The 20824-nt window shown below is 41.5% G+C and carries 15 protein-coding genes, 1 tRNA gene and 1 pseudogene; 13 read left to right on the top strand and 4 right to left on the bottom strand.

Translation table 11 applies throughout. The features are described from left to right. The first annotated feature begins 231 nt into the window (after window positions 1-231). A complete protein-coding gene (tig, locus tag BN35_RS11875; protein ID WP_025072865.1) occupies window positions 232-1587 on the top strand; it encodes a trigger factor in 1356 nt (451 codons plus the stop codon). A 268-nt stretch (window positions 1588-1855) separates the two neighbouring features. On the opposite strand, the gene BN35_RS11870 is transcribed toward tig, so the two are convergent. Together BN35_RS11870 and BN35_RS11865 are read right to left on the bottom strand one after the other, a co-directional pair. Continuing rightward, window positions 1856-3409, bottom strand: coding sequence for a DUF438 domain-containing protein (locus tag BN35_RS11870; RefSeq protein WP_025072866.1), 1554 nt, complete (start codon window positions 3407-3409; stop codon window positions 1856-1858). Window positions 3410-3413: 4 nt separating this feature from the next. Further along, entirely contained in the window at window positions 3414-3716 is a 303-nt protein-coding gene (locus BN35_RS11865) for a cupin domain-containing protein (protein WP_028901243.1), read from the bottom strand. Window positions 3717-4185: 469 nt separating this feature from the next. Between BN35_RS11865 and BN35_RS13525 the strand changes: the two are divergent. From BN35_RS13525 to BN35_RS11815, 11 genes and pseudogenes are all read left to right on the top strand, one after another. Further along, window positions 4186-4362 (top strand): annotated as a pseudogene (locus BN35_RS13525) (trigger factor); the annotation flags it as partial. 133 nt (window positions 4363-4495) lie between these two features. Then, complete coding sequence (clpP, locus tag BN35_RS11860) at window positions 4496-5161, top strand: ATP-dependent Clp endopeptidase proteolytic subunit ClpP (RefSeq protein ID WP_008124424.1); 666 nt, start codon at window positions 4496-4498, stop codon at window positions 5159-5161. A 10-nt stretch (window positions 5162-5171) separates the two neighbouring features. Then, window positions 5172-6416 (top strand): ATP-dependent Clp protease ATP-binding subunit ClpX, encoded by a 1245-nt coding sequence (clpX, locus tag BN35_RS11855; protein ID WP_028901242.1) that lies wholly within the window; start codon window positions 5172-5174, stop codon window positions 6414-6416. A 127-nt stretch (window positions 6417-6543) separates the two neighbouring features. Beyond that, complete coding sequence (gene recQ, locus BN35_RS11850; protein ID WP_025072868.1) at window positions 6544-8721, top strand: DNA helicase RecQ; 2178 nt, start codon at window positions 6544-6546, stop codon at window positions 8719-8721. A 173-nt stretch (window positions 8722-8894) separates the two neighbouring features. Beyond that, a complete protein-coding gene (gene guaB, locus BN35_RS11845) occupies window positions 8895-10382 on the top strand; it encodes an IMP dehydrogenase (RefSeq protein ID WP_025072869.1) in 1488 nt (495 codons plus the stop codon). Between the two features lie 57 nt (window positions 10383-10439). Further along, complete coding sequence (locus BN35_RS11840; protein WP_374188035.1) at window positions 10440-11867, top strand: peptidylprolyl isomerase; 1428 nt, start codon at window positions 10440-10442, stop codon at window positions 11865-11867. A 38-nt stretch (window positions 11868-11905) separates the two neighbouring features. Next, window positions 11906-13375: a peptidylprolyl isomerase gene (locus tag BN35_RS11835; protein WP_025072871.1), complete on the top strand. Its 1470-nt coding sequence runs from the start codon at window positions 11906-11908 to the stop codon at window positions 13373-13375. Continuing rightward, the gene (locus BN35_RS11830; RefSeq protein WP_025072872.1) at window positions 13372-15051 is read left to right on the top strand and encodes an OstA-like protein; all 1680 of its coding nucleotides are present in this window, start codon (window positions 13372-13374) and stop codon (window positions 15049-15051) included. Before BN35_RS11835 ends, BN35_RS11830 begins: the two co-directional genes overlap by 4 nt. Next, the gene (locus BN35_RS11825; RefSeq protein WP_025072873.1) at window positions 15048-15344 is read left to right on the top strand and encodes a hypothetical protein; all 297 of its coding nucleotides are present in this window, start codon (window positions 15048-15050) and stop codon (window positions 15342-15344) included. Before BN35_RS11830 ends, BN35_RS11825 begins: the two co-directional genes overlap by 4 nt. A gap of 14 nt (window positions 15345-15358) precedes the next feature. Further along, window positions 15359-17173 carry a DNA mismatch repair endonuclease MutL gene (gene mutL, locus BN35_RS11820; RefSeq protein ID WP_025072874.1) on the top strand — a complete coding sequence of 605 codons (1815 nt, stop codon included), beginning with the start codon at window positions 15359-15361 and terminating at the stop codon, window positions 17171-17173. Window positions 17174-17343: 170 nt separating this feature from the next. Then, window positions 17344-18498, top strand: a complete 1155-nt coding sequence (locus BN35_RS11815) for an OmpA family protein (protein ID WP_025072875.1) — start codon at window positions 17344-17346, stop codon at window positions 18496-18498. Between the two features lie 410 nt (window positions 18499-18908). Here BN35_RS11815 and trpS read toward each other — a convergent pair whose 3' ends face one another. After that, window positions 18909-19898, bottom strand: coding sequence for a tryptophan--tRNA ligase (gene trpS, locus BN35_RS11810; RefSeq protein ID WP_025072876.1), 990 nt, complete (start codon window positions 19896-19898; stop codon window positions 18909-18911). Between the two features lie 128 nt (window positions 19899-20026). Between trpS and BN35_RS11805 the strand changes: the two genes are divergently transcribed. Then, a tRNA-Val gene (locus BN35_RS11805) sits at window positions 20027-20101 on the top strand. Between the two features lie 126 nt (window positions 20102-20227). Here BN35_RS11805 and BN35_RS11800 read toward each other — a convergent pair. Further along, a partial coding sequence (locus BN35_RS11800) for an ISAon1 family transposase (RefSeq protein ID WP_044071554.1) occupies window positions 20228-20824 on the bottom strand: 597 nt, incomplete at its 5' end.

Here is a 20824-nt window from a genome sequence, read left to right as displayed (position 1 = left end):
TGAAGCATGTTTTTAAGCCCCTTAATATAATGGGATAAGGCGGTTAAAGTAATGAGTTTGCGTGCTTATCTCCATGGATTAATAACTGTCTGATTTATAGATGATTATTTTGCTGTATTTGCGTTAAAAAAACAAATAATTTATAGTGAAGTTAGGAGATTAGGGTAAAAATGCGTAATTTTGCCATTCATTTGAAAACAACAAAAATAATCATAAATCAAAACGTTAAAGATGAATATTTCATTTGAAAATCCCGACAAGATTAACGGTTTATTAACTGTTACGGTCGAAGAAGCTGATTACAAAGAGGATGTCGAGAAGACATTGAAAGACTATCGTAAAAAAGCCAATGTACCAGGCTTCCGTCCCGGACAAGTTCCTATGGGCATGATTAAACGCCAGTTTGAGTCATCTGTAAAAATGGATACAATCAACAAATTGGTGGGGCAGAAACTCTATGAGTACATTCGGGAAAATAATATTCCAATGCTGGGCGAGCCTTTAGCATCTGACAAGCAAGAAACGGTAGATCTCGAGAAAGAAGCACCTTATACTTTCGCTTTTGATATTGCTGTGGCACCCGACTTTAAGATAGAGTTGAATGGCAAAAATAAGATAGACTACTATAACATTCAGGTTGACGACAAATTGATTGACCAGCAAGTAGAAATGTTTGCCTCTCGCATGGGTACCTATGAGAAGGTAGAAACCTTTGAGGGCAATGATATGCTGAAGGGTGATTTGCGTGAATTAGACGAGAATGGAAACACCAAAGAGGGTGGCATCACTGTTGAAGCTGCCGTTTTAATGCCCAGCTATATCAAGGAAGAAGGCGAGAAAAAGAAATTTGATGGTGCGAAGTTGGGTGACATCATCACCTTCAATCCTCGTAAGGCTTATGCCAGCGATGTAGAATTGGCTTCGTTTCTGAAAATTGATAAAGAACAGGTGAAAGAGCATGAGGGCAACTTTAGCTATCAAATTACCGAAATTAGCCGTTATCAGAACCATGCTGTCAACCAAGAATTGTTTGATAACGTGTATGGTAAGGACGCTGTGAAAGACGAAAAGCAATTCCGTGAGAAGATAGCCGAGGGACTGAAAGCACAACTCGAGGGCGAAAGCGATTACAAATTCTTGTTGGATACCCGTGCTTATGCCGAGAAGAAGGTTGGAAAACTGGAATATCCTGATGAACTGTTGAAGCGCATCATGCGTAAAAACAACCCCGATAAGGATGAGGAGTTTGTAGAAAAAAATTATGAAGAGAGCATCAAACAGCTTACTTGGCATCTGATTAAAGAGCAGTTGGTGAAAGCGCATGATATTAAGGTAGAAGACCAAGATATCAAGGAAGTAGCGCGCGGTGCTGCTCGTGCCCAGTTTGCACAATACGGTATGAGCAATGTTCCCGATGAGTATATCGAGAATTATGTCAACGATTTGTTGAAAAAGCAAGAGAGTGTAGATGCTTTCGTAGACCGTGCCATCGACTCGAAGCTGACACAAGCCTTGAAAAAGTCAGTGAAATTGAATGAGAAAGAAATTTCACTGGACGACTTTAATAAAATGTTTGAAGAGAAATAACGCATTTTTTCACGAAAAATCTATTGTTTAGATTCAAACTATTAGCATTTAATAGTCTAATAAGTTATGAAATGCAGTAGATAATGATTTGTTGACCTCTGCTTTGTTTCGTGAGCTTCGAGTAGACAAAAAAAAGGATCAATGAAATCTGAATAAAAACACCTCGTTACCTCAGACATTGAGTTGAGATGGCTATGAAATAAAAAACGAGAGGGTGCAGTTTGTAGTCTGCAGTCTCTCGTTTTTCGGTTATTCTAAGATAAGGAATTTATTTCTCCCTCTTATATTTAGCGATGAGTTCTTTTAATGTAGAAAGTATGTCATCAAGAGAAACCCCACTGCGTTTGCTCATCATGGCAATGGTTGCTTTAGGAATGATGATGCGTGCAAGAGGAGAATTGAGCATTTTGAAAGCAGAGTTCATACTTGGCAAATCTTTCCGTAGCTGTGGGTAAATATTTAACAAATCCTGTAAGTGAGTGTCGGCAGAGAGTTCTATTGTCGAGCCTTCTTTTGTAACAGACGTATCATTTGGAGTACAATTTTGCGCCTCCTTTGATTTTACTACTTGTGTGTCATTCGACCAGGTCAGCAGTGTTCGTGAACCTTGAAGCTCACGAATGCGACTACAATCTTGCATCATTTCGAGTACACCTCTGAATCTTCCTTCTGCATCACGCACGGCTACATAATATATATAGATGAACACACCTGGTTTGTTAATCCAAAAATCTACACTATCCTGCTCACCCGAACGGAATTTGGCTATAATTTCCTCAACAAGGTGGACGCTGGTGCGCGGATGACAGTTCTTTACATCACGTCCGATAACATTCTTGCTGCGTGGGAAGATGCGGTGGTTGGTATCTGAATAGAAGCGAACAAGTTCGTTTTCGTCTACATAAGATATATCTACAGGAAGATGTTTGTATATGAGGTTGATTTGTTCGAGAGAAAGTTTGCCTGTCGTGACGTCGAAAACTCGGTCTGTATCGTTTCCTCCAAGCTCATATTTAGCAAGAAGCGCAGATAGTTCTGAGACAAAACCGTCAGGAGCTGTTGTTGGCTGGGTTGCTGTTTTATCCGCATTTTGGAATCCTTCTACATCAATCCATGCAAAGCCAATTTCGTAATCTCCCGAACGCATCTGTTCGAATTCTTCGGGAGTAATCATTGCCAAAGCAGTTGGGTAGAGTACAGATTCTTCTTTCTGTAAAAGATCCCGCACATCTGCCACAATGGTAGGCTGCATTGCCAAAAATTCTTCTTCTTTATCTTCCTCAATAAGTTTTTTAGCATCACGCATTTCGTCTCGCACAAAGTCATCGAGCAGCCACATCGTAGTCGTGGGGCGGTCAAATCCTTTCTGTTCGAGTATGGAATAGAGCTGGTTCTGCTTACGTGAAAGGTGAGTGCGAAAAGCCGCTATTTGGTCGTATAATTCAAGCCATTGGTTCTTGATAATCGGATATTGTACAAGGTCTTCTATGGCGAGCATGTGGCGATGCATTTCATCGTTCTCTCTGTAATAGCACATGATAGGGTGGTTGAGAGGAAGATTTGGTCGACTGGTGTCCATTACTTCATCAAACAACTCAATCATTTTTTGAATATCCTCCTTTTGGCACTCATTCTCTTCTATGGTTTTGAGTTCCTGTTCTGCCAATGCTATTTCATAAGGGCGGATTTTCCCAACTTGTTTTCTTATTCGGTCTCTGCCCTCTTCTAATGAAATATCTCCTCGTTGGTATGCTTCTTTGATCTCGAGTATTTTACTAAGTTTCTCAAGGTCTACACTCGGCAAATATTTTTTCATATCCATAGCATTATTGTCTATTGATGAGGTAAACGAAAAAATCACTCTCTTCTATGGCTTTTACGCTTATATGAGCTTCGCCGGGGAAATGTAGAACAGTGCCTGTGCTGATACGATGTACCTCGGTATCGTTAAGAGTAACCTCCACAGTTCCTTTCACTATGGTGAAGAATACTTCCCGTCCTATATGGTCGTGTGAAGGTATTTGTTCTCCGCTTTTCAGATGCATGTGTACAAGCATGAGTTCCTTGTTGTTAATTACCTTACCTAAAGTATTGATTTCCTGTCCAATGGGGTTAATTAATTGTTTCATAATTCTTGTTTTTTATTAGAGTTTATAATCTTAATGTAATATTTGGTACGATGTGACCGCCGATAAAAACCATCGTTCCGAAAATTTGATTAAAGTCCATCGTCACCATTTTAGCTATTTCCTTCATTAGATTTGAACGTTGGTTTTGCCTTTGCCTTTTTTGGCTTTTGGCTCTGTCTGCTCGTAGGACACGTTGATAAGCGTAAAATGCTTCCCCGACGAATTGAGCCACAGGCTTTTAAATATGTTTTGCGTCAAAATTCATTTTTACGTTCTATAAGAAGAAATTGCAAAGGTTTGTTGGCTATAGTTCAATGCCGTTTCCTTCTTTGTTTCCTCTTTCGAAGTTGGAGGATTTCGCTTACGGAAAACATTGCTTTTTCTTGATAATGCAAATATACTCAATTTATTTTAAAGTTGATATTTCATGACTTTGAAAACATATATTTCGTGAGAATAATGTATCTTTCCCGATGAGTATATCGAGAATTATGTCAACGATTTGTTGAAAAAACAAGAGAGTGTAGATGCTCTCGTAGACCGTGCCATCGACTCGAAGCTGACGCAAGCCTTGAAAAAGTCGGTGAAATTGAATGAGAAAGAAATTTCACTCGACGACTTTAATAAAATGTTTGAAGAGAAATAACGCATTTTTTTAATAAAAAAAACTTCTTGTAATAAGAGGTTATCGACTTTTTTTTATTAACTTTGTATAATCGAGGTTTTTAGAAGTGTCGATAACCTCTTTTATATTATAATAAAAATAAGGTAAAAATAAAATGAACGATTTTAGAAAATACGCCACCCAACACTTGGGAATGAATGGCATGACTCTCGATGATGTCATCAAGAGCCAGGCAAGATACCTCAATCCATATATCTTGGAAGAGCGTCAATTGAATGTGACACAGATGGATGTGTTCTCTCGTCTGATGATGGATCGCATTATCTTCTTGGGTACGGAGATTGACGACTATACTGCCAATACCTTGCAGGCACAGTTGCTCTATTTGGATAGCGTAGACGGAGGTAAGGATATTTCGATTTATATCAACAGTCCTGGTGGCAGCGTTACGGCGGGGTTGGGCATTTATGATACGATGCAATTTATCACCTCGGATGTAGCCACCATTTGTACGGGTATGGCAGCATCTATGGCGGCTGTGTTGCTGGTGGCAGGACAAGAAGGCAAGCGCAGTGCATTGACACATAGTAGGGTGATGATACACCAACCTTTAGGTGGCGTGCAAGGTCAAGCCTCGGATATTGAGATTGAGGCGAAGGAAATCATTAAGTTCAAGAAGGAACTTTTTACCATCATAGCTAACCATTCACATACTCCTTATGAAAAGGTGTATCGTGACTCCGACCGTAATTATTGGATGGATGCTGAGCAAGCAAAAGAATATGGTATGATTGATACGGTGTTGGTAAGGAAGAAGTAAAAAGAGACAGATGGCAACGACCAAAAAGAAATGTAGCTTCTGTGGAAGAAGTGAAGACCAAGTAGATTTATTGATTACAGGACAGAGTGGATTTATCTGTGACGCTTGTGTCCAAGCGGCTTATTCTATCGTAGAGTCGGCTGGACTTTCGGGCGAGGCAAAAGAAAAGCATGCTGCAGACGAACCCTTTCAGCTAAAAAAAGTTCCTAAGCCCAAAGAGACAAAGAAATATCTGGACGACTATATTATAGGGCAGGATGACGCCAAACGCTATCTCTCGGTGTCAGTGTACAACCATTACAAACGGTTGCAACAACCAAAGAATGAAGATGGCGTTGAGATAGAGAAGAGTAATATCATCATGGTAGGCTCTACGGGTACGGGTAAGACGCTGCTTGCCAAAACGATAGCACGCCTACTCGATGTACCTTTCACCATTGTAGATGCCACCGTGTTTACAGAAGCTGGCTATGTGGGTGAGGATGTGGAAAGCATCTTGTCGCGCCTGTTGCAGGTAGCCAATTATGATGTGGCTGCTGCGGAGCGCGGAATTGTGTTCATTGACGAGATTGACAAGATTGCACGCAAAAGCGATAATCCCTCTATCACACGTGATGTCAGTGGTGAAGGTGTGCAGCAAGGACTTCTAAAGCTACTCGAAGGCACCATGGTGAATGTGCCGCCAAAGGGAGGACGCAAGCATCCCGACCAGGACTATATTCATGTAGATACCAAGAACATATTGTTTATCTGTGGCGGTGCTTTCGATGGCATCGAACGCAAAATAGCGCAGCGACTGAACACGCATGTCGTGGGATATAATTCGGTACAACATGTTCGCAATATTGATAAGGGAGATTTGATGAAATACATCTTGCCACAAGATTTGAAATCTTTTGGACTGATTCCCGAGATTATTGGTCGCTTACCCGTGTTGACCTATCTGAATCCATTGGATAAAGAAGCCTTGCGGAAGATTTTAGTGGAACCCAAGAACTCAATTGTAAAGCAATATATCAAGCTCTTTGAGATGGATGGAATCCAACTTACTTTTGCAAACGAAGCACTTGATTTTATTGTCGATAAGGCGGTAGAATATAAGTTAGGTGCGCGTGGTCTCCGTTCTATTGTGGAATCGATGATGATGGATGCCATGTTTGAAATACCATCAAAGCGCACTAAGTCTTTTGAGGTAACACTCGACTATGCGCAAAAACAATTGAATAAAGCCAACTTGAATAAGTTGGGTGAATAACCTCGTTGAACTCGGGGAGAGGGGGGCTTTCTCCGAGTTACAACAGGGATGACCGATGAAGTAAGAGCTGTATGATAAATCCTACCTCTTGACGTTATAATAACTATCATGAATCTAATGAGACACTATGGCGAAAAAAGTTAATCTTACAGAAAAGTTAAAACTCTACTTTGGCTTTGATTCTTTCAAAGGCGAACAGGAGGCTATCATCAATCACCTTTTAGCAGGTAATAGTGCGTTTGTATTGATGCCCACAGGTGGAGGAAAGAGCCTATGCTATCAGTTGCCCTCCTTGCTCATGGAGGGTACAGCCATTGTTGTGTCTCCACTGATAGCCTTGATGAAAAATCAAGTGGATGTCATCAATGGAATTAGTGAAGAGGAGGGAGTAGCACATTTCTTAAACTCGTCTTTGAACAAAGCTGCCATACAGCAAGTCATGGATGACGTTCGTGCAGGGCGAACCAAGTTGTTATACGTAGCTCCAGAGTCCTTAAATAAGGAAGAAAACATCGAGTTCTTCAAAACGGTTAAAATATCTTTTTATGCCATCGATGAGGCGCATTGCATTTCTGAGTGGGGGCACGACTTTAGACCAGAGTATCGAAATATCCGTCCCACGATTAACAAGATAGGCGATGCACCTGTGATTGCCTTGACGGCTACAGCTACGGATAAGGTTCGTACAGATATCAAGCGCAGCTTGGGAATTGCGGATGCACGAGAGTTTAAGAGCTCTTTTAATCGTCCGAACCTCTATTATGAGATACGCCAAAAATCGTCGGATATTGATAAACAGATTATCATGTTTATCCGTCAGCATGAGGGAAAGAGTGGCATCATCTACTGCTTGTCTCGTAAGAAAGTAGAAGAATTGTCCGAAGTCTTGAAAGCGAATAATATCAAGGCAGCTCCTTATCATGCCGGTTTGGATAGTGTCACACGCTCACAGACACAAGATGACTTCTTGATGGAGCGAATTGATGTGATTGTGGCAACCATTGCTTTTGGAATGGGAATTGACAAACCAGATGTGCGTTTCGTGATACATTATGACATTCCGAAAAGTTTGGAAGGCTACTACCAAGAAACGGGTCGTGCAGGACGTGATGGCGGTGAGGGGATTTGCATTGCCTTCTATGCGCAAAAAGACCTGAAGAAACTGGAGAAGTTTATGGAGGGAAAGCCTGTAGCCGAGCAGGATATAGGTAGACAGTTGCTGCAAGAAACAGCAGCTTATGCAGAGTCGTCGGTTTGTCGCCGCAAGATGTTGCTGCACTATTTTGGAGAGGAATATTTACAAGAGAATTGTCATAGTTGTGATAATTGCTTGCATCCCAAAGAGCGTCGAGAGGCGAAACAAGCTTTACTGATAGCATTGAAAGCTATTTTGGTGCTCAAAGAAAACTTCAGACAAGATTATCTCGTCGATTTTATCATAGGAAATCCCACAGAAGATATTGTTTCGCACAAGCATGATGAACTGGAAGAATTTGGTGCGGGTGAGGATGAAGATTCTAAAGTGTGGAATCCGGTAATTCGGCAAGGTATCATTGCAGGATATATAGAAAAAGAAGTAGAGAATTATGGCGTGTTGAAAGTGACGGCTGCGGGTAAGAAATTCATGAAGAAGCCCGTGTCGTTTATGATAGCCTTGGACAATGAATTTAGTGCGTACGATGAGGACGAACTCCAAGAAGGAGGGAGTGGCGTGTTGGACCCTCGACTCTTCAAGATGCTAAAGAGTCTGCGGAAAGAGATGTCCAAAAAACTGAACATTCCACAATATGTCATTTTCCAAGATGTGTCATTGGAGCAAATGGCGACCGTATATCCCGTGACGTTGGAGGAGCTACAGCAAATTCAAGGTGTAGGAGCAGGTAAAGCAAAACGCTATGGTAAAAAATTCGTGGAATTGATAAAGTCTCATTGCGATGAAAATGAGATTGAACGCCCCGAAGAAATGCGTGTCCGCACCGTAGCAAAGAAGAGTATGCTCAAGGTGAAAATCATTCAGAGTATCGATCGTCAGGTGGCGTTAGATGATATTGCGAATGCTTTGGGCTTAGACTTTGATGAATTGTTAGACGAATTGGAAGCAATTGTCTATAGTGGCACAAAGCTCAACATCGATTATTTCTTGGAAGATGTCATGGACGAAGACCATGTGGACGATCTCTACGATTACTTTATGGAGAGCGAAACAGATGGTTTGAAAGTTGCGATGGAAGAGCTGGGCGACCAATATAGTGAGGACGAGTTGCGACTTGTACGTATTAAATTTATTTCGGAGTTAGCCAATTAGAGTGCTTGTGCACCAGTTGTGACTTTTCTATTTATCTCTCCGACGAATCATAGGGTTCGTCGGGCAAACGAGTTAAATACAATTAAATGCTTGAGAAAAACGGAAAAATGACGACTGATATGATTTTTTATTGTTAAATTTGCACGCAATAAATTTTATAAAAGGTACCCAATATGTCATTATTTGTTGCAGATAAAATTGTGATGGACGGTCTTACTTTCGATGACGTCCTGTTAATCCCTGCTTATTCTGAAGTTTTACCCAAAGAGGTTGAGTTGAAAACCAAGTTCTCACGTCACATTGATTTGAATGTACCTTACGTAACAGCTGCTATGGACACCGTTACCGAATCGGCAATGGCGATTGCAATTGCACGTGAAGGTGGTATTGGTGTGATTCATAAGAATATGTCTATTGACGAACAAGCTCATCAAGTGGCAATTGTGAAGCGTGCAGAGAACGGAATGATTTATGACCCTGTAACGATTCGACGAGGCAGTACGGTGCAACACGCACTGAACATGATGCGTGATTACCATATTGGAGGTATCCCCGTTGTAGACGACGAAAATCATTTGGTAGGAATTGTTACCAACCGCGATTTGCGTTTTGAGCGTCGTTTGGATAAAACGATTGATGAAGTGATGACCAGCGAGAATCTGGTAACCACGCACGTGAAGACTAATCTAAGTGATGCTGCACAAATATTGCAAGAGCATAAAATAGAGAAGCTCCCTGTGGTGGACAATCAAAATAAGTTAGTGGGACTGATTACTTATAAGGATATCACGAAAGCGAAAGATAAACCAATGGCTTGTAAAGATGAGAAGGGACGTCTTCGAGTTGCAGCAGGTGTTGGCGTTACACTTGATACCATGGAGCGCTTAAATGCTTTGGTTCAGGCAGGAGCAGATGCTGTGGTGATTGATACGGCTCATGGTCATTCCAAAGGAGTTGTTGAAAAATTGCGAGAAGCAAAGTCTTCCTTCCCTCATGTTGATATCGTTGTAGGAAATGTAGCCACTGGTGAAGCTGCAAAAATGTTGGTGGATAATGGCGCTGATGCCGTGAAGGTTGGTATCGGTCCCGGTTCTATCTGTACGACACGTGTGGTAGCGGGAGTAGGTGTGCCACAACTGTCCGCCGTTTACGACGTCTATGCCGCTTTAAAAGACACAGGGGTGCCATTGATTGCTGACGGAGGCTTGCGCTATTCTGGTGATATTGTCAAAGCATTGGCAGCAGGAGGTAGCTCTGTCATGGTTGGTTCATTGGTTGCAGGGACAGAAGAGAGTCCTGGTGAGACCATTATTTTTAATGGACGTAAGTTCAAGAGCTATCGAGGAATGGGTAGCTTAGAGGCAATGGAACAAAAGAATGGTTCAAGAGACCGTTATTTCCAGAGCGATACGACTGACGCAAAGAAGTTGGTACCAGAAGGCATTGCAGGCCGTGTTCCATATAAAGGGACAGTACAAGAGATTGTGTATCAACTGATGGGAGGCCTCCGATCAGGAATGGGATACTGCGGTGCTAAAACAATACAAGACCTTCATGATGCCAAGTTTGTTCGCATTACGAATGCCGGTGTGTTAGAAAGTCATCCGCATGATATTACGATTACCAGTGAGGCTCCTAACTATAGTCCTCACGAATTATAAGAAAGGTAACTCCCGTGTGAGTGTGCTTTCCTCATTTAGCTCGAACGAATGATGAAAATGAAAAATATCCTTTTAGCGGTGATGCTTGCTTGCTGTAGCCTTGTGTTGGCTCAGCAAGATGATCCCATATTGATGACTATCAATGGAAAGAATATTCATCGCTCTGAGTTCGAGTACTCGTATAACAAGAACAATGCAGAAGGAGTTATTGATAAAAAAAGTGTGGACGAATATGTCGACTTATTTATCAATTATCAACTAAAGGTTATTGCAGCCGAAGAAGCAAGATTAGACACGCTTAGCAGCTTCAAAAAGGAGTTTGCGATGTATCGTGACGCACAAATCAAACCGACAATGATTACGGATGCTGATGTGGAGCAGAAAGCGCACGAGATTTATCAGCAAGCAGCCAATCGTGTCAATGCTTCAGGGGGATTGGTGAAGGTCTCACATATTCTTATTGCTCTCAAGCAAACAGCAGGAGAAGCAGATAGGCGTATTGCTGAACAGCGTGCCGATTCGGTATATCGTGCCTTATGTAAAGGGGCAAACTTCGGGGAGTTAGCCAAACGAGTATCTGATGACCGTGCATCTGCATCTCGCGGTGGAGAATTACCTTGGTTAGAGCGAGGACAAACTTTGGAAGAGTTTGATAAAGCCATCTTTTCAATGAAAAAAGGTGAGTTAAGTAAGCCTGTACAAACGCCAGCAGGTTACCATATTATCTTATTGAAAGACAAGCGTTCGTTTTTTCCTTACGATTCTCTAAAGACAGAGATACTTCAGTTTATTGAACAGCGTAGCATCCGTGACCAACTCATTTCAAAGAAGATACAGACAGCGATTGAGCATGCTGGTTCTGGTGTGACGGAGGATGATATTCTTGCTCAAAAGCGTAAAGAGCTGGTAGCTAAGAATCCACAACTCAAGTATCTCATAAAAGAATATCATGATGGTTTGTTGCTGTTTGAAGTAATGACACGCGAAATTTTTTCAAAAGCACAAAACAATGCACAGGCATTGAAGGAGTACTTTCGTCAAAATAGAAAGAAATACAAGTGGGAACAACCGAGATTCAAAGGCATTGCTTATTATACAAAAAATAAGAAAGATACAAAAGCGGTGAGGAAAGCCGTAAGACATGTTCCATTTGAAGAGTGGACGAAGGTGATACAGCAAACTTTCAACCAAGACAGTACCATTCGCGTCTCTGTAGATAAAAATATCTTTAGGAGAGGAGATCATCCATTGGTGGATTGTCAAGTGTTTAAGAAGAAAGGTCAGGTAAAGCCGCTTACAGACTTTCCCTATGCGGCAACTTATGGCAAAAAGCTGAAAAAGCCCCAAAGCTATCAAGATGTGGAGGCGCAGGTTGTAGCAGATTACCAAGAAGAATTAGAGAAACAATGGGTTCAACGATTGCGTAGGAAATATCCTATATCTGTTCGTCGTGACATACTTGCAACAGTGAATCAGCACCCATAATATGTTAATGATTTTGATTATCTATACGTAAAGGAAGAATGAAGAAAGAAATTAAAATAGTTTGTGGACTTATCGCACTGTTGATAGTTGTGAGTATGAGTGCTCGTCCTCGCAACCGCCAATTAGCGAAGCCCCAGACGGATTCTATAAAGGCGAATACTTCGCAAATGCCTGAAAACAGTGTGATTGATGAAGTGATATGGGTGGTCGGAGATGAACCAATCATGAAGTCAGATGTAGAGATGACACGTTTACAATCGGAGGCAGAGGGTATCAAGTTCAAAGGGAATCCAGATTACTCGATTCCTGAGCATATTGCTGTTCAAAAACTTTTCTTGCATCAAGCTGAACTCGATTCAGTTGAGATTCCTGAGGCGCAAGTAACTGCAAGCATCGAAAGACAGATTAATCGCTGGATAGAAATGGCTGGCGGTTCAGCAGAACGCTTGGAAGCTTATCGAGGACAGACTATTTCGCAAATGCGTTCACAATTGCGTGATGATTTCAGAAATAACTTGTTGGTACAGAATATGCAGGAAAAACTGGTACAGGATGTAAAAGTAACACCCTCAGATGTTCGTGCGTACTTTAAGGACCTGCCAGCTGACAGTATTCCATTTGTTCCAACAGAAGTAGAAGTAGAGATTATTACCAGAAAGCCAAAGATTCTGCCAGAGGAGATTAACCGTGTGAAAAATGAATTGCGTAATTTTACCAATCGTGTCACTTCGGGAGAAACCTCTTTTGCTACATTGGCTCGCTTATATTCTGAAGACCCAGGCTCTGCACGACAAGGTGGCGAGATGGATTACATGGGACGAGGGATGTTAGATCCTGACTTCGCAAATGTAGCCTTTAATTTGACGGATCCAAAGAAGATTTCTAAGATTGTGGAGACAGAGTTTGGCTATCATATCATTCAGTTGATAGACAAGCGTGGCGATAAAATCAAGGTACGCCATATCTTGTTAAAACCAAAGGTATCTGACGAAGAAATCCATAAGGTTTTGGTGCGTCTTGACTCTGTGGCTACGGAGCTGCGTGCCGACACGTTTAGATTGTCTTCCGACCAGCATGCTCCGTCTTTGTCGTTTGGTGAGACTGCCACTTATATTTCAGATGATAAGGATACGCGTAACAATAGAGGACTGATGTCCTTTGTAGATATGCAAACAGGGAATTTAAGTTCACGCTTTCAGATGAAGGATTTGCCAACAGAAGTGGCAAGACAAATCGAGGGGATGAAAGTAGGCGATGTCTCACCAGCTTTTAGGATGATTGATAAACGTGGTAAAACGGTTTGTGCCATTGTAAGGTTGCGCAATCGCGTTGAAGGTCACCGAGCAACGATAACGGAAGATTATCAGGTAATGAAGAATATTGTACTCGCTAAGGAGAGACAGAAGTTCATACACAACTGGGTGGTCAATAAAATCAAGCAAACCTATGTTCGTATGAAAGACCGCTATAAAAATGGTGAGTATGAATATGAGGGTTGGGTAAAATGACACATCAAATGATTATATCATTTTTGAAAAGCGGGCATAGATTCACGTTCATCATGACTCTATGCCTGTTTGGACTTTGTATGGTACAATCGCTACCAGCACAGCGTCATCAAAAAAAGAAAGCGAAGAAATCCAATCGCGTCGAACTCTTGCATGCGGATGAATTGAGCTATGATATGTATGGACCAAATCCAGAAGCGCAGATTTTAAAAGGTAAAGTTTCCTTTCGCCATCAGGGAGCGCGATTAACTTGTGACAGCGCTTACTTTTATGAGGCAGACAATTCAATGAAAGCTTTTGGGCATGTTCGATTTGTCCAAGGCGACACTTTGTCGTTAACAGCAGAACGAGCTGATTACGATGGACAAGAACAGATGATGCGTGCCAGAAAAAACGTAGTGTTAAAACATCGACGACAGACTTTGTTAACAGACAGTTTGGATTACGACCGACTTTATCAGACTGCCTATTTCTATGAAGGCGGAACCTTGATTGATGGGAAAGACCGTTTGGTGGCTGATTGGGGTGAGTATAACACTGAAACTCGTCAGGCTGTGTTCTACTATCACGTAAAATTGAGAAGTGAGAACAGGTTGGTGACCACAGACACGCTTCACTATGACACGCAAAAATCGATAGCCCATGTGTTGGGACCCTCGAAGATAACCACGAAGTCGAGTGTCACTGAGACAAAAGATGCAATCTTTCATACCAAAACAGATAAGGCGCAACTCTATGGACGTTCAACGATTGTTGTTGGAGACAAGACAATTACGGGCGACACCTTATATTATGATAGTAAGTCTGGACAGAGTAATGGATATGGTGATGTCATTTTTGTCGACCGTAAAAATAAAAACTCTTTGCGGGGCAATTATCTTGAATACAACGAAAAGACAGGCTATGGATATGCGACGAACAAAGCATTAGTCACAGATTTTTCACGGAAAGATACTTTATATCTTCATGGCGATACGCTCAAGTTGTTTAGCTTTCATCTTGATACGGACTCCATGTATCGCCAAGTGCATGCTTATCACAAAGTCAGTGTCTATCGGAATGACTTGCAAGCCGTGTGCGATTCGTTGGTCTTTAGTACAAGGGATTCGTGCTTAAATATGTATCAAGATCCGATTGTATGGAATAATAATAGACAGTTGTTGGGAGAGTACATTCAATTATTTATGAATGACAGCACCGTTAGGGAGGCGCATGTGTTTGGACAGGCTTTATCAGTAGAGAAAGCAGATGCGGAAGAACATTATAATCAGCTATCTGCTAAGGAGATGCATGCGTACTTTACAGACGGTCAAATTAGGCGCGCATTGGCAATTAGTAATGTGATGTCTATTTTCTATCCCATGGACGACAAAGATAGTTCTTTGGTGATGATGAATTATTTGGAGACAGATACCATGAAAATGTATTTTGCTGGTCAACGACAATTAGAAAGGATATGGACACCCAAAGCGGTTGGTACCACGTATCCGATGTCGCAAATTCCACCAGCAAAACTCAAATTGCCTGTTTTCGCATGGCACGATGACATCCGTCCGAAGAGCAAAGATGATGTCTTTGTTTGGAAGGGAAAGAGCCAAGGAACAGAGCTCAAATATAGACCACGCATGGAAGCACCTTTACAGAAGTTACGTCAAGTGAAGGAGGAAAAGCCATGAGCATGTTTCAATCGCCAAAGCCTCGAGGCTTTCAGCATCACTACCTTTATGTGGATGAAAGAAAAGAACGGCTAAAAGAAATCCAACAGCGTGCCATGACGACAGATAAGAAGAGTGAGCGTAACTCATCGTGTAGTTCTCCCTCTTCGATAAAAGGCTTGTTTCGGAAGTCACCGAGACAAAAACAATCCTCTCATTTCACATTCCTCTTGGTGGGTTTGTTCTGTTTGGTGATACTTGTAGCCTTGCTGTTGTTCGTGACTACCGTTTCGATAACCCCTGTTCACTTCTAATTTCAATAACACGAATGAAAGATATCATACAACTTTTACCAGATGTCGTTGCTAATCAAATAGCAGCAGGTGAAGTGATACAACGTCCCGCAAGTGTCATTAAGGAACTTGTAGAGAATGCGGTAGATGCAGGCGCTTCAGCTATTGATGTACTGGTCGTTGAAGCTGGTCGTACCTCTATTCAAGTGATTGATAATGGGAAGGGGATGTCTGGCACAGATGCACGTTTGGCATTTGAACGCCATGCTACTTCTAAAATTCGTCAAGCCGAGGATTTGTTTGCTCTTCAGACGATGGGATTTCGTGGTGAAGCTTTAGCCTCTATCGCTGCTGTCGCTCAAATTGAGTTAAAGACACGTCGTGAAGATGACGACTTGGGAACTTCTTTGACGATTGCTGGCTCTAAAGTCAAAGGACAGGAACCGTGTGCTTGTCCTACGGGTAGCAATTTCTTAGTTCAAAATTTATTTTATAATGTTCCAGCACGTCGTCGCTTTCTAAAGTCAAATACGACCGAACTCAAGCACATTGTGACTGCTTTCCAGCGTATCGCTTTAGTGTATCCGCAGATAGCGTTCACCTTACATAGTAATGGTACTGAACTCCTGAATTTACGTCCCTGCGTTTTAAGACAACGTATTGTTGATATTTTTGGGAAGCGTATCAACCAAGATTTGCTACCTGTTTCGGTTGACACTACCATGTGTAAAATTTCTGGTTTTGTAGGGAAGCCAGAATCTTCCAAGAAGAAAGGAGTACAGCAGTATTTCTTTGTGAATGGACGGTATATGCGACATCCCTATTTTCATAAAGCGGTTCTCAATGCCTTTGAGCGTTTGATACCTCAAGGCGATCAAGTTTCCTATTTTATCTATTTTGAACTCAATCCTCAAGAGATAGATGTCAACATTCATCCTACCAAAACAGAAATCAAATTTGAGAATGAACAAGCTATTTTTCAAATTGTTTTTGCTGCAGTAAGAGAGGCTGTCGGCTTATTCAAAGAAGTACCTTCGATCGAATTTAATAATGAGGGACAGCCCGACATACCTGTATATAGTGGTCAACGTGATGCTACTGTTGCTCCTCACATACAGACAAATCCAAATTACAATCCTTTCCAACAGACTCCGATGCCATCTCCTCATGCGTCGTCAGATTGGGAGAAACTGTATGAAGGACTTGAACAAACCCCTGAAAATATTGCTTTGTTCAATTCAGATGGGATACAACAAAACGTTCAAAATTCTTTGATTGAAGAAAAATCTCCTGTACATTATCAGTACAAGGGGCAATATTTAATGACCGCTGTCAAATCTGGCTTAATGATTATTGACCAGCATCGAGCGCATGTCAGGATTTTATATGAGCGCTACTTGCAACAGATGAAAGAGGGAAAAGAGTACGCCCAGAAAGTACTGTTCCCAGAGTTAATCCAGCTAAGCCCAGCAGAGCAAATCATTTTCCCAAAGATGTTGCCCGATTTTACCGCCATGGGTTTTGAGTTCACCTCGATGGGAAATAGCGATTATGCCATTCAGTCTGTTCCTGCTGGAATTGAAGGATTGAATATGGTGCAACTCGTTCACGACATGCTTTCCTCTGCGTTAGAAAAAGATTCCAATGCTGTCCATGAAATTCATCAAGCATTGGCGTTGAGTTTAGCTAAACACGCAGCCATTCCGACTGGACAAGTGTTGAACAATGAGGAAATGGAAAATCTCATCAATAGCTTGTTTGGTTGTCAAAATGTAAATTATACACCCGATGGTAAATCTATTTTACACATCCTCAAACAAGAGAAAATAGAGCTATTATTAGACTCGTAACGTTAAAAATAAAAGGATAAACGCTAAAATCGTTGTTTTTTTTCATTAAAATTACTAATTTATGAGGAAAAAGTGATAACATTTAATTTTTATTATTATCTTTGTTCCCGACAAGGCACTTGGTGCCAATAGTATAAAGTCAAATTTTAATTGTTTAATAAATAAAGGTTATGAGAAAATTATTGATTGTATTGGCATTTGCCGGTGTCTCAATGTGCTCAATGGCACAAGACGCAGATCCTGTACTGAAGTACAGTGTAGCAACCAATTCATTCTGGAGCAACTGGTTTATCCAGGTGGGTGGAAATTGGAATGCTTGGTATTCAAGTGAAGAGCATGGACATGGTTTGGATAGAAGTCCGTTAAAAGACTTCCGTGCTAAACCAGGTGTTGCTCTTGCTGTAGGTAAATGGTTTACACCAGGACTTGGTCTTCGTACAAAGATTCAAGGAGTATGGGGTAAGACCGTGTATGCTGACAAGGCAGGTAAACCTGTTGGAGATGACAACAAATATTGGGTTTTGAACGAGCATGCATTGTTCAATTTGAGCAATATGCTTTGTGGTTATAATCCAAATCGTGTTTGGAACTTCATCCCATTTGCAGGTGCAGGCTTTGGTCGCACAATGACACACAACTTGTATGCTATGGACTTAAGCGCAGGTATCTTGAATACATTCCGCTTGGGTCAACATGTTTCTCTTCATTTAGAGGCTGGTTGGAATCGTTTGGAAACTGATATCGATGGTGGTAATGAAACTACTATTGCTACACGTGGTTGGGAATCACACGACAACAATCTTTATGCAGAACTTGGCTTGACATTCAACTTGGGTAAGGCATCTTGGGATAAGACTCCTGATGTTGACGCTATCAAGGCTTTGTCTCAGTCACAAATTGATGCTTTGAATGCACAGCTCAATGACGCTAATGCTGAAAATGCACGTTTGAAGGATATGTTGGCTAACCAAAAGCCAGTAGAGACACCTGCTGTGAAGGAATTTGTTACTACTCCAGTTTCTGTATTCTTCAATCTCAACAAGACAAACATCGCTTCTCAGAAGGATCTCGTAAACGTACAGGCTGTTGCTAAGTATGCTAAGGAGAACAACTGCAAGTTGGAAGTTAATGGTTATGCTGATAGCGCAACAGGTAAGCCAGCACACAACCAGTGGTTGTCTGAAGAGCGTGCTAAGACCGTTGCTAACGAACTCGTTAAGATGGGTGTAAGCCGTGACAACATCTCTACAAAGGGTAATGGTGGTGTTGATGAGCTTTCTCCAATCTCGTTCAACCGTCGTGCTACTGTTAAGATTACCGAATAAGCGTAATTAGCAAAGATTTTTAAACCAAACAATAAATAAGGGTGTGCTGTAATGGCTCACCCTTATTTTGTGTAGAGACTATTCGTAAGCTGGTAGCGTGACCTTTGTATAATAATGTTCTTTACGAATTGTTTTTTACAAACAGGATACTTTCTTACTTCTACCTTCCGATTCGGCAATCATCTTAAAGCCTACGCATGCGTTGTGTTTCGTACGTATTGAGAGCCTTCGAGTGGTACAATGTTGATATTATTTGGGCATCCAGTGTTTGTAGTATTTGCTGTTGATAATACTGTCAGGGCACTGCTATTGTCAAACAAAAATGGGGACTCATGCTAACCATGAATCCCCTCTCTCGTTATAGGTTTATTATTGCAGCGAAGCAGTTGCTAACGCTTGTGTGCTATTTCTTATTTTCTGAAACCGATAATACTTCTCACCTCTTGTAAGGTTGCACTTGCACTCTCTCTGGCTCTGTCAGCTCCTTCTCTTGCAATCTTATCGAGCAGTTCTGCATTCCCCATATATTCCTGAATTTTCTCACGGATAGGCGATATCACAGCACAGAGGTCTGTCGCAATTTGCTTTTTTAAGTCGCCATAACGTATGGAACAGTCGTTCCATTTCTCATTAAAATAATCATAGGTTTCTTGTGTGGAAGCTATTTTCAAGAATGTAAACAAATTCTCTATCACTTCTGGCTTTTCGCTGTTGATAGCCTGTGGTCCATTGTCGGTAACGGCTTTCATCACCTTCTTGGTTATCGTCTTGTCATCATCATGCAAATAGATACAATTGCCCTCGCTTTTTCCCATTTTTCCACTTCCGTCCAACCCTGGTATTTTCAAGGCTTGTGCGTTAAAGTAGAAATTCTCAGGCTCAGGGAAGAACTCAACACCATAAATGCGGTTGAAACGTGCAGCACATTTTCGAGCCATTTCCATGTTTTGTTCTTGATCTTTGCCCACGGGCACTTTCTTTGCGCGATGCTGTAGAATGTCTGCTGCCATCAGAGTGGGGTAAGTAAACAAACCAGCATTGACGTTGTCGGGTTGCTTTCTGGCTTTCTCCTTAAACGTTGTCACACGTCCCAGTTCGCCAATATAGGTGTTCATGTTGAGGTATAAGTACAACTCCAAAGTTTCTTTTACATCACTCTGTATATAGATAGGTGCTTTGTCAGGGTCGATACCACAAGCTAAGTATTCAGCAAGAATTACGCGTGCACTTTTCTGTATATCCTCAGGCTTTGGGCGAGTGGTTAATGAGTGCCAGTCTGCAATAAAGAACATACAGTCATAACTGTTTTGCATCTCTATGAAACTTTTTACTGCGCCGAAATAATTGCCTAAGTGCAAAAATCCTGTAGGACGTATTCCGCTAACTACTTTTTCTTTCATTCTCTTTTATATTTTATGTTATTGTGCTACAAAGATACAGAAAAATAGGGTGTACAACAAAAAATATCTCCAAAAGTTTGGTAGTTATCTAAAAATGGCATACCTTTGCATCCGCTTACAAATAGTAAGGGCGTTTAGCTCAGCTGGTTTAGAGCATCTGCCTTACAAGCAGAGGGTCGGCGGTTCGAATCCGTCAACGCCCACAAGGGGTGTTTCCTTGTAATCTTTCGAGATTGCAGGGATTTTTTTTGTCTTGTACTCTCGAAAGTTGTGATATCTTCATAACGGCATTCCTTGTGTTTGTCTTGTAATTTTGGCTCAGTAGAAAATCAATGGGGATAGGCATATAGTTTTGCAATTCTGAATAAAAAGAACTTCTTGTCTGCCACTCCTCTTAGATTGGCTCGGAAAAGTTTAATTTTGGCATTGAACGATTCTGCCATGGCATTCGAAGATCTGTTGTTATAGAAGTTCAATATCTCATCATAATGCTCGTAGAATGTGGCAGCAATCACATTGAATGAATGGAAGTCTGCCTCTTCAACTTTATTGTACCACCGTGCCATGGAGAGCCTGGCTGCATCCTTGATGGTGTTCTTGGCGAAGATCATGCGCAGTGAGTGGCACAGTCCGTATGCCTTTTGGATGTCTGGATATTGTTCAAAAAGAATTTTAGCACGCAGTTTCTGCCGCTCAGTCCATTTGTTAGCGGACTTGAAGAGTAGATATCTTGACCTGGCGAGAAGCTCCTTTCCTGTATCTCCGTTGGCGTATCTGTATGGTTTGTATGGCTTGTCGCAGAGTTTAGCTTCCTCCATCTCGTCGTTTGCCTGCTGTATGGCATCCCAGCGATGTTTGATGCGCAACTCCTGTACGGCATCGCATGCTAACTTCTGTACATGGAACCTGTCGATGACACGCTTAGC

Source organism: Hoylesella timonensis 4401737 = DSM 22865 = JCM 15640, from assembly GCF_000455445.1.
GTDB classification, from domain to species: domain Bacteria; phylum Bacteroidota; class Bacteroidia; order Bacteroidales; family Bacteroidaceae; genus Prevotella; species Prevotella timonensis.
This window is presented reverse-complemented; position numbering and strand designations above follow the sequence as displayed.

Excerpts from the sequence above, each read along its gene's own strand:
- BN35_RS11870 (WP_025072866.1), bottom strand. The coding sequence starts at position 3,409 with ATGGATATGAAAAAATATTTGCCGAGTGTAGACCTTGAGAAACTTAGT.
- BN35_RS11835 (WP_025072871.1), top strand. The coding sequence starts at position 11,906 with ATGAAGAAAGAAATTAAAATAGTTTGTGGACTTATCGCACTGTTGATA.
- clpX (WP_028901242.1), top strand. The coding sequence starts at position 5,172 with ATGGCAACGACCAAAAAGAAATGTAGCTTCTGTGGAAGAAGTGAAGAC.
- tig (WP_025072865.1), top strand. The coding sequence starts at position 232 with ATGAATATTTCATTTGAAAATCCCGACAAGATTAACGGTTTATTAACT.
- BN35_RS11865 (WP_028901243.1), bottom strand. The coding sequence starts at position 3,716 with ATGAAACAATTAATTAACCCCATTGGACAGGAAATCAATACTTTAGGT.
- BN35_RS11825 (WP_025072873.1), top strand. The coding sequence starts at position 15,048 with ATGAGCATGTTTCAATCGCCAAAGCCTCGAGGCTTTCAGCATCACTAC.
- BN35_RS11815 (WP_025072875.1), top strand. The coding sequence starts at position 17,344 with ATGAGAAAATTATTGATTGTATTGGCATTTGCCGGTGTCTCAATGTGC.
- clpP (WP_008124424.1), top strand. The coding sequence starts at position 4,496 with ATGAACGATTTTAGAAAATACGCCACCCAACACTTGGGAATGAATGGC.
- guaB (WP_025072869.1), top strand. The coding sequence starts at position 8,895 with ATGTCATTATTTGTTGCAGATAAAATTGTGATGGACGGTCTTACTTTC.
- trpS (WP_025072876.1), bottom strand. The coding sequence starts at position 19,898 with ATGAAAGAAAAAGTAGTTAGCGGAATACGTCCTACAGGATTTTTGCAC.
- mutL (WP_025072874.1), top strand. The coding sequence starts at position 15,359 with ATGAAAGATATCATACAACTTTTACCAGATGTCGTTGCTAATCAAATA.
- BN35_RS11840 (WP_374188035.1), top strand. The coding sequence starts at position 10,440 with ATGAAAAATATCCTTTTAGCGGTGATGCTTGCTTGCTGTAGCCTTGTG.
- BN35_RS11830 (WP_025072872.1), top strand. The coding sequence starts at position 13,372 with ATGACACATCAAATGATTATATCATTTTTGAAAAGCGGGCATAGATTC.
- recQ (WP_025072868.1), top strand. The coding sequence starts at position 6,544 with ATGGCGAAAAAAGTTAATCTTACAGAAAAGTTAAAACTCTACTTTGGC.